The organism is Arsenicibacter sp. R0_47 (genome assembly GCF_057652235.1).
In genome coordinates, this window is sequence record NZ_JBYFCJ010000057.1 from 1 (window position 1) to 13,743 (window position 13,743).

Annotated in this window: 14 protein-coding genes; 7 read left to right on the plus strand and 7 right to left on the minus strand. The window is 44.7% G+C overall.

The genetic code is table 11. From position 1 onward, the window contains the following. Positions 1 to 132 precede the first annotated feature (132 nt). Positions 133 to 1,275, minus strand: coding sequence for a replication initiation protein (locus tag AC23NW_RS35075; protein ID WP_487455264.1), 1,143 nt, complete (start codon positions 1,273 to 1,275; stop codon positions 133 to 135). A 652-nt stretch (positions 1,276 to 1,927) separates the two neighbouring features. Here AC23NW_RS35075 and AC23NW_RS35080 point away from each other — a divergent pair. The 6 genes from AC23NW_RS35080 to AC23NW_RS35105 all read left to right on the plus strand — a co-directional run bounded on the left by AC23NW_RS35080 (position 1,928) and on the right by AC23NW_RS35105 (position 6,790). After that, positions 1,928 to 2,659 carry a hypothetical protein gene (locus tag AC23NW_RS35080; protein WP_487455265.1) on the plus strand — a complete coding sequence of 244 codons (732 nt, stop codon included), beginning with the start codon at positions 1,928 to 1,930 and terminating at the stop codon, positions 2,657 to 2,659. Between the two features lie 153 nt (positions 2,660 to 2,812). Next, positions 2,813 to 3,145, plus strand: a complete 333-nt coding sequence (locus AC23NW_RS35085; protein ID WP_487455266.1) for a helix-turn-helix domain-containing protein — start codon at positions 2,813 to 2,815, stop codon at positions 3,143 to 3,145. Between the two features lie 47 nt (positions 3,146 to 3,192). Next, a complete protein-coding gene (locus tag AC23NW_RS35090) occupies positions 3,193 to 3,504 on the plus strand; it encodes a transposase (protein WP_487455267.1) in 312 nt (103 codons plus the stop codon). Positions 3,505 to 3,777: 273 nt separating this feature from the next. Further along, the gene (locus AC23NW_RS35095; RefSeq protein ID WP_487455268.1) at positions 3,778 to 5,184 is read left to right on the plus strand and encodes an FG-GAP repeat protein; all 1,407 of its coding nucleotides are present in this window, start codon (positions 3,778 to 3,780) and stop codon (positions 5,182 to 5,184) included. A 999-nt stretch (positions 5,185 to 6,183) separates the two neighbouring features. After that, on the plus strand, positions 6,184 to 6,402 hold the full coding sequence (locus AC23NW_RS35100) for a hypothetical protein (RefSeq protein WP_487455269.1): 219 nt from the start codon (positions 6,184 to 6,186) through the stop codon (positions 6,400 to 6,402). Further along, entirely contained in the window at positions 6,392 to 6,790 is a 399-nt protein-coding gene (locus AC23NW_RS35105) for a type II toxin-antitoxin system VapC family toxin (protein WP_487455270.1), read from the plus strand. The genes AC23NW_RS35100 and AC23NW_RS35105 overlap by 11 nt, the downstream gene beginning before the upstream one ends. Positions 6,791 to 6,846: 56 nt before the next feature. Here AC23NW_RS35105 and AC23NW_RS35110 read toward each other — a convergent pair whose 3' ends face one another. From AC23NW_RS35110 to AC23NW_RS35120, 3 genes are all read right to left on the minus strand, one after another. After that, the gene (locus AC23NW_RS35110) at positions 6,847 to 7,188 is read right to left on the minus strand and encodes a hypothetical protein (protein ID WP_487455271.1); all 342 of its coding nucleotides are present in this window, start codon (positions 7,186 to 7,188) and stop codon (positions 6,847 to 6,849) included. Between the two features lies 1 nt (position 7,189). Beyond that, entirely contained in the window at positions 7,190 to 7,840 is a 651-nt protein-coding gene (locus tag AC23NW_RS35115) for a nucleotide-binding protein (RefSeq protein WP_487455272.1), read from the minus strand. A 1,393-nt stretch (positions 7,841 to 9,233) separates the two neighbouring features. Further along, complete coding sequence (locus AC23NW_RS35120) at positions 9,234 to 9,953, minus strand: Fic family protein (RefSeq protein WP_487455273.1); 720 nt, start codon at positions 9,951 to 9,953, stop codon at positions 9,234 to 9,236. Positions 9,954 to 10,353: 400 nt separating this feature from the next. On the opposite strand from AC23NW_RS35120, the gene AC23NW_RS35125 reads away from it, so the two are divergent. Beyond that, positions 10,354 to 10,926 carry a recombinase family protein gene (locus tag AC23NW_RS35125; RefSeq protein ID WP_487455274.1) on the plus strand — a complete coding sequence of 191 codons (573 nt, stop codon included), beginning with the start codon at positions 10,354 to 10,356 and terminating at the stop codon, positions 10,924 to 10,926. Between the two features lie 150 nt (positions 10,927 to 11,076). On the opposite strand, the gene AC23NW_RS35130 is transcribed toward AC23NW_RS35125, so the two are convergent. The 3 genes from AC23NW_RS35130 to parA all read right to left on the minus strand — a co-directional run bounded on the left by AC23NW_RS35130 (position 11,077) and on the right by parA (position 13,498). Beyond that, positions 11,077 to 12,450, minus strand: a complete 1,374-nt coding sequence (locus AC23NW_RS35130; RefSeq protein ID WP_487455275.1) for a toprim domain-containing protein — start codon at positions 12,448 to 12,450, stop codon at positions 11,077 to 11,079. A 113-nt stretch (positions 12,451 to 12,563) separates the two neighbouring features. After that, a complete protein-coding gene (locus tag AC23NW_RS35135; RefSeq protein ID WP_487455276.1) occupies positions 12,564 to 12,842 on the minus strand; it encodes a hypothetical protein in 279 nt (92 codons plus the stop codon). Between the two features lie 5 nt (positions 12,843 to 12,847). Beyond that, a complete protein-coding gene (gene parA, locus AC23NW_RS35140) occupies positions 12,848 to 13,498 on the minus strand; it encodes a ParA family partition ATPase (RefSeq protein ID WP_487455277.1) in 651 nt (216 codons plus the stop codon). Between the last annotated feature and the right edge of the window lie 245 nt (positions 13,499 to 13,743).

A 13,743-nucleotide genomic window follows, 5' to 3' on the forward strand; every position in this document is an offset into this window, starting at 1 on the left:
GGTCAGGGAAAATCTGACTCACAGCCAAACTACGGGCCTTTTTACACTTATCCACAGCTGGCCTGATATAGCCGTAACGCATGGCTTGTCATCGCCGTATTAACTGGCCTGCTTTAGGCCGGAATACTCACTTCAACCACCCATCTTCAAATCGCTCAGAATCGACCCTAAAGACATGGGCGTATTTGACCGTACGGCCGGTCCCTGCGGCAGAACAGATCCGGAAGATTTTGGCGCCTGAGCCAGCATCACGGCAGGAGCAGATACCGGCTCCGGTTCTCCTGCCTTTGCCGGAGCCTTCTGCTGATCGATACCCAGCGACCTGACCAAGTAGGCGGTTTTATTTCTGATCTCTCCGCGCAGGCCGTTACTTATCTCCGAGTCTAACCGGTAGAATATTTCCAGCAGGCTGAAATCCGAAACAATCAGCTCCTTTTGCCAGTCTTTCAGCTTATACTTTTTCATCAGTTGCCAGGCAGTTGCAACAACCTGATGAACCGGCATCTGGCTGATTGTCTGCCGGTCCTGCTCAATGGCCTCAGCAGCGTTTTTCCTGGTGCCATTGATACTGAATTCAAGCTCAATAACCTTTTTACCTGTTTTCTTAGATGGCGTCCAGTCCAGAGCAATCTTTGCAACCTGCTGAAGTTCTTTTTGAGCTACGAAAAGTACATTCTTTTTAAAGTCATTGAACGAGTACGTTTCAGGACAGTTGAGCATTTCCATAAGCCGGTCCAGCCGGTAACTGAACCTGTACTGACTGCGGCACTGATACATACTGACGATATCAAATATCCTTTGCGCATAGACTGACCGCAGAGATAACATGATGTCGCATTCGTACTTGGTGTAGCGCTGTCCCAGCTCTGCAAAATGCGGCACGACGTCGGCAAACATAGTCACTTCAATCACCTTTTTTCCCTCTATCGTGTCAAACTTAACGCGGGGAAAAGGAGTGATTATATCAAGCTGCTGGGTCTTATCGTTCCGGTACATTAATCGTTTTGACTGGAGCGTTACAGCCGCATCTGCAATCACCGAGTAATTCTTTTTTGTGAGCTCCTGAAAGGGGATGTGAAAAACCAGATTACTGTTGGGCGGAATCTTACCTTTTAATGACATATGCCCGATCTGGTTGACCACCAGTACAACAATTTTCTTCTCCAGCTCGGTAAACTCCTGCCGGGATTCAGTAAATACGTTGGGTTGATAGTTTGTCGGGCGTTTCTCAAAAAGCAGGGCTTTATTGTCACCTGATCGCAGGCCTGAATCCATGTGGAGGTATAGTTTGATAGCTGACCCAAACATACAAAAAGGAGTTCGTTAAAGCAAAATCCTTTTTGTATGTTACCCGTTTACCTTACAAAAAAAATGTTTGCAATATATTCTGCTGTAAATCAGGTATTAGCGAGGCATAACGCGACCCTACAAACCTCCTTTTTACCATCTCATTACTGATTTATTGCGTCAGAAAACGCTTGATGTATGGTCTGTTTCGGATAGCTTTTTGCTCAATTCGGGCAAAAAAAGTCTTTTTTAGTTCGGATCTAGCAAAAAAAGCCCTTTTAAGCCCTTATTTGCACGCCTCGTAAATCTCTTTTTGGCTCTCGGATCAAACCTTACAAACCTCCTTATTTGACCTTACAAACCTCCTTATTTGACCTTACAAACCTCCTTTTCTGACCTTACAAACCTCCTTTTTTATGGTCGTTTTGACCTTACAAACCTCCTTTTCAAACCTTACAAACCTCCTTTTTCTTCCGGCAATTATTTGTTTATCAATGATTTGCGCCCCGTCTAAATCAATCAAAAAATATATTGATAACCAGATAAAGATCAAAATGCCCGATTTTCTTTGGAAAGGGGAGGGAGATTTTGCGAAATACTTCTATTTATTTACCTTTATAGTAAATAAATACCCCCTTTTATGCCCGCAAAGAAAAAAGAACTGCCTGATGCCCAGTGGCTTGACGCGCTGCGCATCCATTTACGCGCCATGCATGTGGCGCTTACCCCCGGTCTTCACCAGATCAGCGATCCGCCAGTGGATGAGCAGCTGGAATATTATCTGCTGCCCAAGGATCAGATGCATGAGTTTAAACCCCTGCACACGGCGGCAAAAGCGGTTAAACACGTAAAGATGATTAATTACGAACGGCCGGCCATCTCCCTGTCGTTCTATTCCAAGCATAAATACTCTCTTAAACGGGACATCAGCCCGGCTGAGATCACCGCTCATCTGCAAAGCCGCCGTGATGAGCTGCTTAATAAATCACTGCTGGAACAGGCCGGCAAAGGACAGCTCCGGGAGCTGAAGGAAACCGATGAGCTGCTGAGGATGGTCCGCAGTCATCCGGAACGCTTTCAGGCCTGTCTGTCAAACTACCACCATTATTACCGCTACTGGTACTGTACCTACCGCTACTTCGATGATCTGCAAACCATGAAGACCACTACGCTCAGCGAGCACATGCTCAAGCATACCGAGCGGGTGGCTGACCGGGTGCACCAGAAGCTCAATATCATTTTTATTGATCCGGAATACATCATGCAGCCCGTGCCGTATTCCAACGATAATAAACTCATCGACCGCGAGCTGGCCATGTTCAGCCACAAAATCAAGTGTGGTATCACAACCCTGTATCTGAAGGAGAACTGAAGCTTTAATTATGAGAAAATAAGTACTATTGCAAAAATAGTTTAGGTTATGCTATTTTAGGGTTATGAGTCGAATCAATACCCCCTTTTAAGCGAGGATGCTAAAACCGAGTTGTAAAAATGCTTTCGCGATGACTCCAACCATACGCTGCGTATGCGTTGCCAACTGATTCTGTTGAAAGCTCAGGATCGTGACTCCAAAGAAGTAGCGGCTATTATTAACACCTGCGAAATGACGGTCAATAATTGGGTAGGGCGATATAAAAAGGAAGGTCTGGCTGGATTGATGACCAAACCCGGACGACGACCTGTTATCAGCACTCCGGAAGATCGCCGGGTGGCCCTGGAAGTAATCAAAGCCGACCGCCAGCGACTTCAGCTAGCTAAGGCCGAGTGGGAAGCCAAACAGGGTAAGCGTGTTAGTCGTGATACGTTCCACCGGTTTTTAAAAAGCATGGTGGACGCTACAAACGCATCTGCAAGCTAGTCCAGCAAAAGCCCTGTCCCCAAGTCTATGCCGACCGGGTAGAGCGGATGGCCGGACAGGGGCTGATTGACCTCTTTTATGGCGATGAGAGCCGGGTCAGCAGTGAAGGGTATGTACCCTACTGCTGGCAGTTTAAAGGCGAGCAGGTAAGTGTGTTGTCGTGTCGGGATTACCATCTCAATTGTTTTGGTTTGATGAGTCGTAGTAACCAATGCTATTGGGCTACCACCACGGACAGGGTCACGGCTGAGTTTGTAGTGGGCAAACTTGAAACGCTTTCGTGGAGGCTGAGTAAGGAGACGGTAGTGGTGCTGGACTGTGCCCGGATTCATACAGGGTCATTGATTCAGGGTTATTGAGCTGCTAGGCAGCAACGTGGTTTGTTTGTATTTTATCTGCCCCCTACTCTCCTCATTTGAACTTGTCGGAGACACTCTGGCGGAAGATGAAAGGAGGATGGCTGCGGCCAGAGGACTATCTGGAAAAGGACAGTTTATTTTGCGCTGTGAATCGCTGCCTGGCCAATGTGAGTAAAGAACTGACAATCAATTTTGGTCCGTTTAACCTAAACTAATTCACAGCAAGTACTTTTATTGTTTTATTTTTGATTCTGAAATTAACTACCATTCATAATGAGAGTTCTCTATTATGCTCTGCTGCTGACCTTATTACTCCTTAATTTCTCCTATGCACAGATTGGTTTAAATGGTCAGCCACACTCATCAGCAGCTTTGGATGTGAAGGCTAATGATAAAGGGTTTCTATTGCCTCGACTTACAACCGCCCAGCGTAATGTGATTGCAAGTCCTGCTGTTGGATTATTGGTTTTTGATTTGGATAAAAATACCCTGTTCCTGTACGATGGTCAGAACTGGCTACCGCTGGCAATTAGTACTGCAAATAATTTACCTCCAATTGATCGTAGAGCACCGGATATTGAACCTTTTGATTATTTCGGTTATAGTGTTGCCATATCAGGAAACTATGCTGCAATAGGTTCTTATGCCGACGATATTGGCACTAGTTATAATCAAGGCTCTGTCTATGTATTTGTACGCAATAGTAATAGCTGGGAATTACAGACTAAGCTTGTTGCCCCTGATGGAGCTTCCGAAGACCGTTTTGGGCGTAGTGTAGCTATTTCAGGCAATTATATTGTTGCAGCAGCTCCTATTGCAAAGGTCGGTAATAATACCGAACAAGGTGCTGCTTATGTTTTTGTTCGATCAGGTAGTACCTGGAGTTATCAAACGAAATTAGTCGCACCAGATGGGGGAATGAATGATAATTTTGGATTTAATAATGTAGGAATCTCAGGCGATTATTTAGCAATAGGTGCACCACGCCATGTTGTTGGAGCGAATAGTACTGGAGCTGTTTATGTGTTTATGCGAACAGGTACTAGCTGGAATATGCAAAGTAAGCTTACGTCTAGTAGCGGGTCACTTGGATATGCAGTGGCGATCGAAGACAACTATATTATAACGGGTGGATTTGATAACAATATTAACCGTAGGGTAGCGTACATATTTACTCGCGTCAATAATGCATGGTTGTATCAAGTGTCACTCAACCCGAATTCGGTTGACTTTGATGCCTCCGATGGATTTGGGATGAGTGTTTCTCTCATTAATGGATATGCTGTAGTAGGCGCACCTTATTCAAGTCTGAATAATAATACTGGACAAGGAGCAGCATATGTTTTTAATAAGTTAGGCACCACATGGTCCCAACAAGCAAAACTCCTTGCTCCAGATGGGGCTAGCGGGGATAATTTTGGTCATAGCGTAGACATTTCTGGAGATTTTATTATTGTAGGTTCGGTTTACGATAGAATAGGTGAGAACATTGATCAACAAGGCTCGGCCTATTTATTTCAGCGTTCAGGTAATTCATGGGTTTATCGTAGGAAAATAGTTGATAACTCAGTCGGTAGTACCTCTAATGGAGCTTCGGTAAGCATCGAAAACGGTACATTCATTATTGGTTGTTTCCAGCTTGAGGGGGGAAAAGTTTCATTCGGTACTGTGGCAAATTGATTTTCTACTTAATTTTCTTCTACCTTAACATGGTAAGCATAAGCACATTTCATGACCTAAGAAGCTGTTCATACCTTTCGGCTCTTAGCACATATATTAACTCACGTTTCAGTGAGGATTCATAGAAATTGGACGTTTGGTTTTTGGCTAGGTACGCTGAGATGGTCCTAAAAAACCAAACACGAAACTTAATTAACTTCGTGTCAAATGGCCAAACAATCAACACCCCATCGAAAGTACACTGCCGAGTTCAACGGGGCAGCCCGCGCTGGCTGATGTACTCCACTTGGTCGCCAACGGCGAATCCATTCTTAGCGTTGCTCGTAAAATGGGCATCGCAGCGGCGAACCGTCAGTGATAGCATCATCCATGTCTGGCGGGCGGTTGAAAAAAAGAATAAAGGGGGAAAAGAACAATCATGGGGTAGTTAACACATTTCGGGTAAATCCGCCAGGCTACTGGACACGGGATTTACAGTTGAGGAAATGGGTGGTCTTGGGTAAGTTTAAGTCGACCAAAACTTAAACAAACTTACCTCATGTCCTATTTTGCTACCATTCCAGACCATATCCTACAAACGCTGCTACTGGGCTTCTTTTAGTAACTGGACCGCCCGGCGGCCCGGGAAGAATTACGCTAAGAAAATTCGATGTTCAATTTTGCTGGTTTTCACTTGTTTACAAAAACGAAGATTTTCCGGTACAGATCGGAATAACTGTAGGAGTGTCCAAAATTGATCTTTATGTTGTATCCATAAACAATGTACCTGATTTTTACGTAATACGGGTACTGAATACAGGCCTGAAACGCTTAACGTAATTCTTTGTCCCATTGCTAAGAAAACCCCAATACGTACAATTCAAGCCTGAAATCAACGTTAATAATACATTAGAAAATGTATCTGTTAACAAGCTTAATATAAAGTGTCATTTAAGTTCTGTAACTAAAGCGTAATCAGCTTATAAACAGGCTGAAGTTAATATAAAAACTTTATTTGCTATGGAAACAGTTAAACCACAGGAGCCTATCCCACCTATGCGCCGGGGTAATAACTCTTATAAACCGGAAGATATCCGGCGTTGGGGAGTAGAAAGGTTTATGCGTGAGATTGCCCCCCATAAACCTTTCCTGATACCAGAGCTTGGTTTTTCACTGGAGGAAAACCGTAGAATGGACGAATTATTAAACCAGTCAGAGCTGCCGGACAATGATCGTTGATACTAATCTGATTATCCATCACATCCGCCGGTTAGAAAAGCTGCCGGCTCAGGCCATTATTCCAATGGTCGTAGCCGGCGAACTGGAGGCGTTTGCACTTAAAGCAGACTGGGGCTATCAGAAGGTAACCTTTTTGCAGTCACTGCTTGATTATTATCCGCTTGTCGAAGTGTCACGGGCACTTACCGGCCTTTATGCCCAGATAGATGCATTCAGTCAGGGCCGGTTACCATCGGCGGCCTTACCACCCGGGATGTCCGCCCGCAACATGGGGAAAAATGATTTGTGGATTGCAGCGACAGCACTCTATTTTGATATGGAACTTCATACCATGGATAATGACTTCAATCACCTTACCAGTTTTGGATTACGGCTGGTAAAGCACTGAAATAAAACAATTTAAATATCTATTAAGCATAAAAATCAGAGTTACTATTAAACCTGTTAGCGGGTTTGATTTTTACGCTTATTTTCACGTTCAAGTTTTTCGGTTATTGCTTCAATAATCCAGCCTTCCAGCGATTTTTTATCGCGTCCGGAGCGTTTGGCCCGATTCTCATTGATCTGATTACGCTCGCTCACCAGGAGCTTTATTGAAATCGATACCTGATCATTCGGATCTGTTTTCGTGGTATGGCGTCCCTTGGTACTAACAGGCTCCGGCCGGAGCTCTGCCGGCTGTTCGCCCTGCGGCTGACTCCCCCCCTGACGAATAAAATCCAGGGCTTTCTGATCATCGAATCCGGCAGTGGCCTTGCGGCTTTTGGGTTTGGGTGCTACAGGCATATCAAGCAGGGGTTAGCGATTGTTCGATGTGATAAATCAGGTTTTTAAACTCAACAGATGCCTTATCATCGCCCTTAAGCTCCAGCACACCAAGGCCATTAGCAGCCGCATTGGCAAAGGCCTTGCGGTGGCCCAGACTTACCGAGACAAAGGTAAGCGGTTCGGTTTGCTTTAAGAGTTCAGCGGCTTCAATATTCTCTTCTCCGCGCGGATCAGCCATGTTTAAAAAGACAAAAGCTTTGAGCTTTGCGTTAATTGTCTGCGCCTGCCCGACTAAACTCTGTACTTTTTCAATGGTCCATACGTCAAAGCTTCTGGGCTTAAAAGGTACTAAGTAGATATCTGAAACAGTCAGTGCAGCCCGCTGGCTATCGGTATCCCTACCACCTGTATCAATGACAATATCCTCGTAGCGTCCGGCTAATTTGGGAATTTGCTTTAAAATAGCTGCCCCTGACAATTGAATAGCTGTATAGCCCGCCTTACTGTCCGTGCGTTCTTCCCGCAGAGCCGTAAAATCGGTACTTGTCTCCTGATCATCGGCATCGACCAGAAGTACATCCCTTCCTCTGGCAGCTAATAAAATAACAAGGTTTGTAGCCACGGTACTTTTCCCGCTTCCTCCTTTGATACCTCCTGTAGTGTAAATCATAAATAACCTTGCCGGCTAATTAGTAAGAATAATAACAGCTGCAATATAAACTAAAAATCAACGGTAAAAAAAACTCAATATTATTATCAGAAAAAAAACTTAATATTAAACTAAACATCAAACTAAATATTTAAAATCAACTAGTTGACATTCAAGAATATATTAAATTAAAATTAGTTTATATTATTTTATAAATTATGATAATAATATGAATAGACATATCCGTTTCAACTAACACCCAACAGGCCAAGTTAGAACGCGGACTAAAGAACAGCAACAACCATGGCTTTCGCATGAACGGCCAAGCCATTCTGACGGAAGCGGCACGAAAGGCGTTGCCCGGATTGTGGGCATGTACCATATAAGTTAAGTATGAACAGTTTCTTAGAACGCATCAAAACTGGACTTCCTACATTTGACTGGAGACTTTTTTTAGGCAGATTTGGGGACAAACTCCAAGTTGACTATGGTTAAACGACGTATGTATGACGATGCCTTCAAGGAAATGGTCGTCGAATTATCGTATGCAAAAGGCTCCATTCAAGATGCTGCCGCGGCGGCGGTCCGATCGTGAATTGGGGGGTAGTTAACACAAAACCGCCTTTTCCGCCACGTAAAGCACTTAACCGACTTTATATCAAATATTTATGCGAAATTTTATGCTTTTAACGACCGATTATAGCCGCTAATCATTTTGCTATTTAGGCACGTGTAAAAGCGTAAATTTTTGATGCTTTTAGGTCCCAAAAACACCTTTTTAGGCAAAATTATTGCGGAATGCTGCTTTTTGAGTCGTTTTCTAAGCTATATACCCAAAGGATGAACATGCTTCAAAGTATAAGTGGTTAAATCTCTATAACTATTTAACTATTAGTCAATTATAGGCATCACGTGGCGGATATACCCAGAATGTGTCAGCTACCCTCCACTTATAAAGCTGAGTCATTTATTTCCCGGAAAGATCAGTGGTCAGAATTCACGTTTTAAAGTAGGTGGGATTATTCCCCTGCACAACAGACAACATAGAAGCTGATCAGATTTTTTGTGCAACCAGATGAGAAATTGTCAAACCGCGTATGTATTCCTGATATGCTCTTGTTTCCGAGGTAATACCATTCGGGTAATACCTATGCAGAAAATGGCGGTATTACCGCTCAGACACGCGCGAAATAAGGTTTTTGTGTCGGTATTACCTTGGTATTACCGGTAATACCTCGTTTTTGGTTTTGTTGCGGTAATACCGGTATTACTCCGGTGCAGGTATTACCGCAACGAAGGTATTACCTCGGAATTCATAATGTATTAAATGCTCGTTTTGTATAACCGGTATTTAGTATTTACCAGTCAGGCGGCGCAAACGACTCATCCGGAAATGGCATTTATGTGCATAATCCTACGGAGCGTTGTCGCTCTGTTTGTCGTGCCGGAATCGCTGATATTGCTGATGCATGAAGGCATTAAATAAGGTGATGTCCTCCTGCTGACGCGAGATTTGAAGTGCCTGAAAATAGGCGGCTTTGTTCTCCCGGAAGACAAGTGCAAGTGGCACCCCGAAGTATTGGCAGACATAATTCATTAACAGCCGTGCTGTCCGTCCGTTTCCGTCGCCGAAGGGATGAATGGAGACTATGTGGAAATGGAGGTAAAAGGCCAGTTCCAGCCTTTGCCGAACGGTCTTCACACGGCGTATTTCCTGATTGACGTGGCGGCATAACTGATCCATCAGAACAGGTACTTTCTGGTGGTGTGGAAATGTATGGCTACCTGTACGGACGGTTCCGAGTCTGAAATCGCCGTTTTGTGTGTTATAGGTACCCATAACTGTATTAACAATCCCCCCTGTGTGTTGCATGACCTGTGCGCAGATTGTACGGATAAATGCAGGCGTGATGTCGGGTTTAGAGGTGGCTTGCTGTAGAATAGTGTTCAGGGCATGATAATGATCAATCGCCATCAGCTCATCGTATGAAGACACCGGCGTGGGTTTAGCATTCATTAACTCCTTAACGGCACTTAATGAAAGTTGGCAACCTTCAATGGCGATGGAATGATAGGTGAACAGGTCGAGAATATCCGGAGTTGAAAAGTGTTGGTTAAGGGTATGATTGTGCATAGACATTTAAATCAGGCTTGTTTTTTATCAGAGCAAGTAATCATATCTGACAAATCCGGTAGGTATCCGAAAGTAGTCTGACCAGAGCAGAATGTCAACTTTATCAGCAGACATATGAATGACTTTCAGGTGATCATCCGCCCGTTGCGCCAGATAGGTCCGGTCGGTTTGTTGAGTAACATTGAGTTTGATCGGTGAATTGAAGCAGGTTCGTTCGCTGGCAACGCGATCGTCCCGACGAGTTCTAATCCGGCTATGCTAAAACGTTCAGAAAGCCATACCTTTCTGAACCGGACTTTAGCCCGGCACATCCTCCTGCCCGGCTACCAAAAACAGGGTTCAAAAAGTAGGTCCCGAAATAAATATAGATTTATATTTGTGACACTAACTTTTTGAGCTGATGAACAAAGTTTTTGGCTATGCTCGTGTATCAACGCTGGATCAGAATCTGGATACCCAGCTGGAAGCCCTTAAAAGGGCAGGTTGTGACGAAATATTCCAGGACAAAATCACAGGTGTTAGTACCAGCCGTCCGGCTCTGGACACGCTGCTGACCCAACTGCGCCCAGGAGATACCGTTATGGTGGCTCGTTTCTTCCGTTTAGGGCGTAGTCGGGACCATTTGATTAGCTTGTTAGGAGAATTTGCTCAGAAAGGTATTCACTTTAAGGCATTAGACCTGGGTGTAGACAGCAGCACACCGGCAGGTAAGTTAGTATTGCAAATCTTTGCTGCCCTGGCCGAGTATGACCGGGAGAGTCTTCTGGAGAAAACACGAGCGGGTCAACTACTGGCTAAGGCAAAGGGTAAACACATTGGTCGCCCTGCCGGACTGAACGCCGAAAAGTTTGCTAAAGTGAAGAAAGCGCTGGAACGAGGGCTTTCGGTAGCTGAAATCGTAAGCTTAACGGGTATCAGTATATCCAGTGTGAAGCGATATCGTAAGCAGATTGAAAAGGCAATTGGCAGCTAATGATCTTCAAGTGACGGATTTTGTATGTATCGGCAAAATTACCCATCTATGTGAAGTAACATGCACAACCGGGAATGGGTTGATTCGGCCTGTTTCGTATTGAATGGAATGCAGACAGAGTACATGCCGGAGAGTGGGCTATGCACTTAGTTAAAGCTTTTCCTTTTGCCGGATAAGCTCCTGATTAAAATCCTTGTCTGTTGATTTTTCCATAACGATCCGCTCGTTGAAGCCGGTTATTTTCAGCAGCGATTTACTGAATGCCGATAGCGGGCCGGTTGCCTGCGGAATACTGACAACATACTGTCCGCTGTTATGGCCGGCATCGATAAGCCGATCATTCATTTGCTGAGCGGATCCGGCCGCAAACTGCGTGAGTATAGCTTTATTACAGGCACTAATCTCCTTTATCAGCTCATCCCGCAGCCAGCGGTACTGCTGTTCTTCGGGCAGTATATACCCGATATAGCTGTTTACCGCAATGGTTCTGGTGAGCGGGAATTTTGTAGCTGTAAGCTGCTGAATGAACATAAGGTCAAACAGGTGCCCTTTCACATCGTTGTCGAAAGCTAAATAAATTTTCCAGTCCGCTGTCCGCTCAAAGGAATGAATATAGCGCGTGATGGTATTGATCTGCTCAGGTGTCAGCTGGCCACCGGTCGAAAAGTAGACGGAATCAAACCGGTTGTCACCCCGGCTCAGCCGCAGCTGCTTATGTGAAAGCGCGTCAATGGCGCTCTCCAGCAGATATATTTTACTGACTTTTTCAGGAGGATTTGACACAAATACGCTGCTGTGCCGGTCGCTGCCCGGTGCATGCAGTTTCACATTGTCGTTCCTAAGTTCAAGTCCCGTTACTTCCGTCGATAAACCATTGTAATAGGGGAAAGCTACATTTGTGAAGGTACGGTAGCTGCGCTCAGGATGCTGCTGAACGGTACGGTAGCTTTCTGTACATTTCCGTTCAGTGTCGAAGTAAGTAACCTGAGAAACGACCTTTCCGGCAAATTCCGGAGAGTCAATTGTCTGAGCCTCAATTTGTCGTTTGAGCAAATAGTTACCGGCTTCCAGCGGGCGGATATCAAACAGCTCGCCGGTAAATGGCTGTCCTTCCTTTTCTGCCTTCCGTTCAGTTGCCACCGGCCGCTTTCTGGCTACCTGAGCCGGGTCAATACTCAGGTAGTCATACAGTACGCCGGTAACGTTTTTGAATTCATGCTCTACCGGCCGGTTGAATCCGGAAAAAATGCCCGTGAGCCGGTTACGGATAAAGTCAATAATTGTGCCCGAGTCTGTAAAGTCGCCGGCGCGCTGATATACCTGCCGGCCGGCATCCTGCGGATTTTTGATGATAATGGTATCGTTGTATTCCGGATGCGTCAGCACAGGGCGGCTGCGGCCTTTCCTGAGCTGCGGCTGATAGCCATAATACAGCGCTAATTCCATGATGGAAACCCTGTCCCTTAGTTCCTGTACAGACAGCAGATTGGGATAACGCTCTTTTATATCATCAAGGCTATTCATAATTATCTGTAAGTTAATGATTTGACATCCTGTGAGGTATTCTTAATATTCCGTAAAATCAGTTTATGATGAATACCGTAAATGCGGAATTACTGATTTCAGTTAATCAGTAATTACTGATCAATATAATTAAGTATGAGTTCCCGGATCACTTCCTGCCCCTTGCGGTTTTTGCCTTCCTTAAGCAGCTTTACCTTAAAGCGGATGAACTCTTCTTCCGGCAGATCGGTCGTGATCCGGACCCATTTGCCATCCTTTTTACTAGTTCTGTCAGCATGAATCTTTTTGGCAACAGCGTCAGTTTTTTCAATATCAATCTCTGATTTTTTAACCGCTACTTTAGGGCCCAGATTACTGAGTGTAGCTTTAAGGCCGGTGTCTTTCTTTGCCATCCTGATTAACGGGTTTTGTTGATTTTCTTGATTGCGTTTTTTACATCCTTGAAGAGCGCGATGATTTCAGCTTTTGCCTTATCGTCCTTATATTCATAAACACCCAGTCCCTTAATGACTGCTTCCCTGTAGGCAATGCGGTTTCTGAGGCTGGAAGGCCAGACGGGGATACCGGTTTGTTCGAGTACATCCCTGACATCACGGGAAAGGTTCGTCGTCTGGTTCTGGTTAATGAGAAAATAGGCAGGTATATGCTCTTCCTTCTGCGATTCGGCATCCTGGTAGCGCTCAATGAATTTTTCGGTTGCCCAGATATCCAGCCCGCTTGGCAGAATCGGAATAATGAGCAGATCAGCCAGCAGGATAATTTTGCTGGTCACCTGAGACAGTGAAGGAGTGCCGTCAATTATAACGATTTCATAATCCTTGTTAAGCTGCTTGACATTCTTTGCCAGCTCAATACCGTCAATGAGTCCGAATACAGGAACGGCCGGCATCTCTTCATCCCGCAGGCCTGACCACCGCAAGGCACTTTGGTTGGTATCAACATCGACAATACAGACCTTATAGTTTGAATGTGCAAAACAGACTGCCAGATTCTGTGCGACGGTTGATTTACCAACTCCTCCTTTCAGACTTGTTACAGATAATATCATAAAAGACAATTGTTATTCAGGGGCAAGGTAGCAAGAATGTACATTTCATGCAATACTGATATACTGTAAAAATGATTTACTTTTATCATTAAATACTGATTTACGTAAATCAGTATTTAATGATAAAAGTAAATGTCTTGAAACAGGTATACTCTTAAAAAGGGAACAAGTGAGGTGGTCCGGTTTAGCGGCACACTGAACTTGCAAGTTTAGTATAATACTCCTGCTCAAACTGTTCAGGGCTT

Coding starts and splice junctions, on each gene's coding strand:
- AC23NW_RS35120 (WP_487455273.1), bottom strand. CDS start 9,953: ATGCACAATCATACCCTTAACCAACACTTTTCAACTCCGGATATTCTC.
- AC23NW_RS35110 (WP_487455271.1), bottom strand. CDS start 7,188: ATGCCTGTAGCACCCAAACCCAAAAGCCGCAAGGCCACTGCCGGATTC.
- AC23NW_RS35115 (WP_487455272.1), bottom strand. CDS start 7,840: ATGATTTACACTACAGGAGGTATCAAAGGAGGAAGCGGGAAAAGTACC.
- AC23NW_RS35135 (WP_487455276.1), bottom strand. CDS start 12,842: ATGGCAAAGAAAGACACCGGCCTTAAAGCTACACTCAGTAATCTGGGC.
- AC23NW_RS35090 (WP_487455267.1), top strand. CDS start 3,193: ATGGCCGGACAGGGGCTGATTGACCTCTTTTATGGCGATGAGAGCCGG.
- AC23NW_RS35130 (WP_487455275.1), bottom strand. CDS start 12,450: ATGAATAGCCTTGATGATATAAAAGAGCGTTATCCCAATCTGCTGTCT.
- AC23NW_RS35075 (WP_487455264.1), bottom strand. CDS start 1,275: ATGGATTCAGGCCTGCGATCAGGTGACAATAAAGCCCTGCTTTTTGAG.
- AC23NW_RS35085 (WP_487455266.1), top strand. CDS start 2,813: ATGCGTTGCCAACTGATTCTGTTGAAAGCTCAGGATCGTGACTCCAAA.
- AC23NW_RS35095 (WP_487455268.1), top strand. CDS start 3,778: ATGAGAGTTCTCTATTATGCTCTGCTGCTGACCTTATTACTCCTTAAT.
- parA (WP_487455277.1), bottom strand. CDS start 13,498: ATGATATTATCTGTAACAAGTCTGAAAGGAGGAGTTGGTAAATCAACC.
- AC23NW_RS35125 (WP_487455274.1), top strand. CDS start 10,354: ATGAACAAAGTTTTTGGCTATGCTCGTGTATCAACGCTGGATCAGAAT.
- AC23NW_RS35100 (WP_487455269.1), top strand. CDS start 6,184: ATGGAAACAGTTAAACCACAGGAGCCTATCCCACCTATGCGCCGGGGT.
- AC23NW_RS35105 (WP_487455270.1), top strand. CDS start 6,392: ATGATCGTTGATACTAATCTGATTATCCATCACATCCGCCGGTTAGAA.
- AC23NW_RS35080 (WP_487455265.1), top strand. CDS start 1,928: ATGCCCGCAAAGAAAAAAGAACTGCCTGATGCCCAGTGGCTTGACGCG.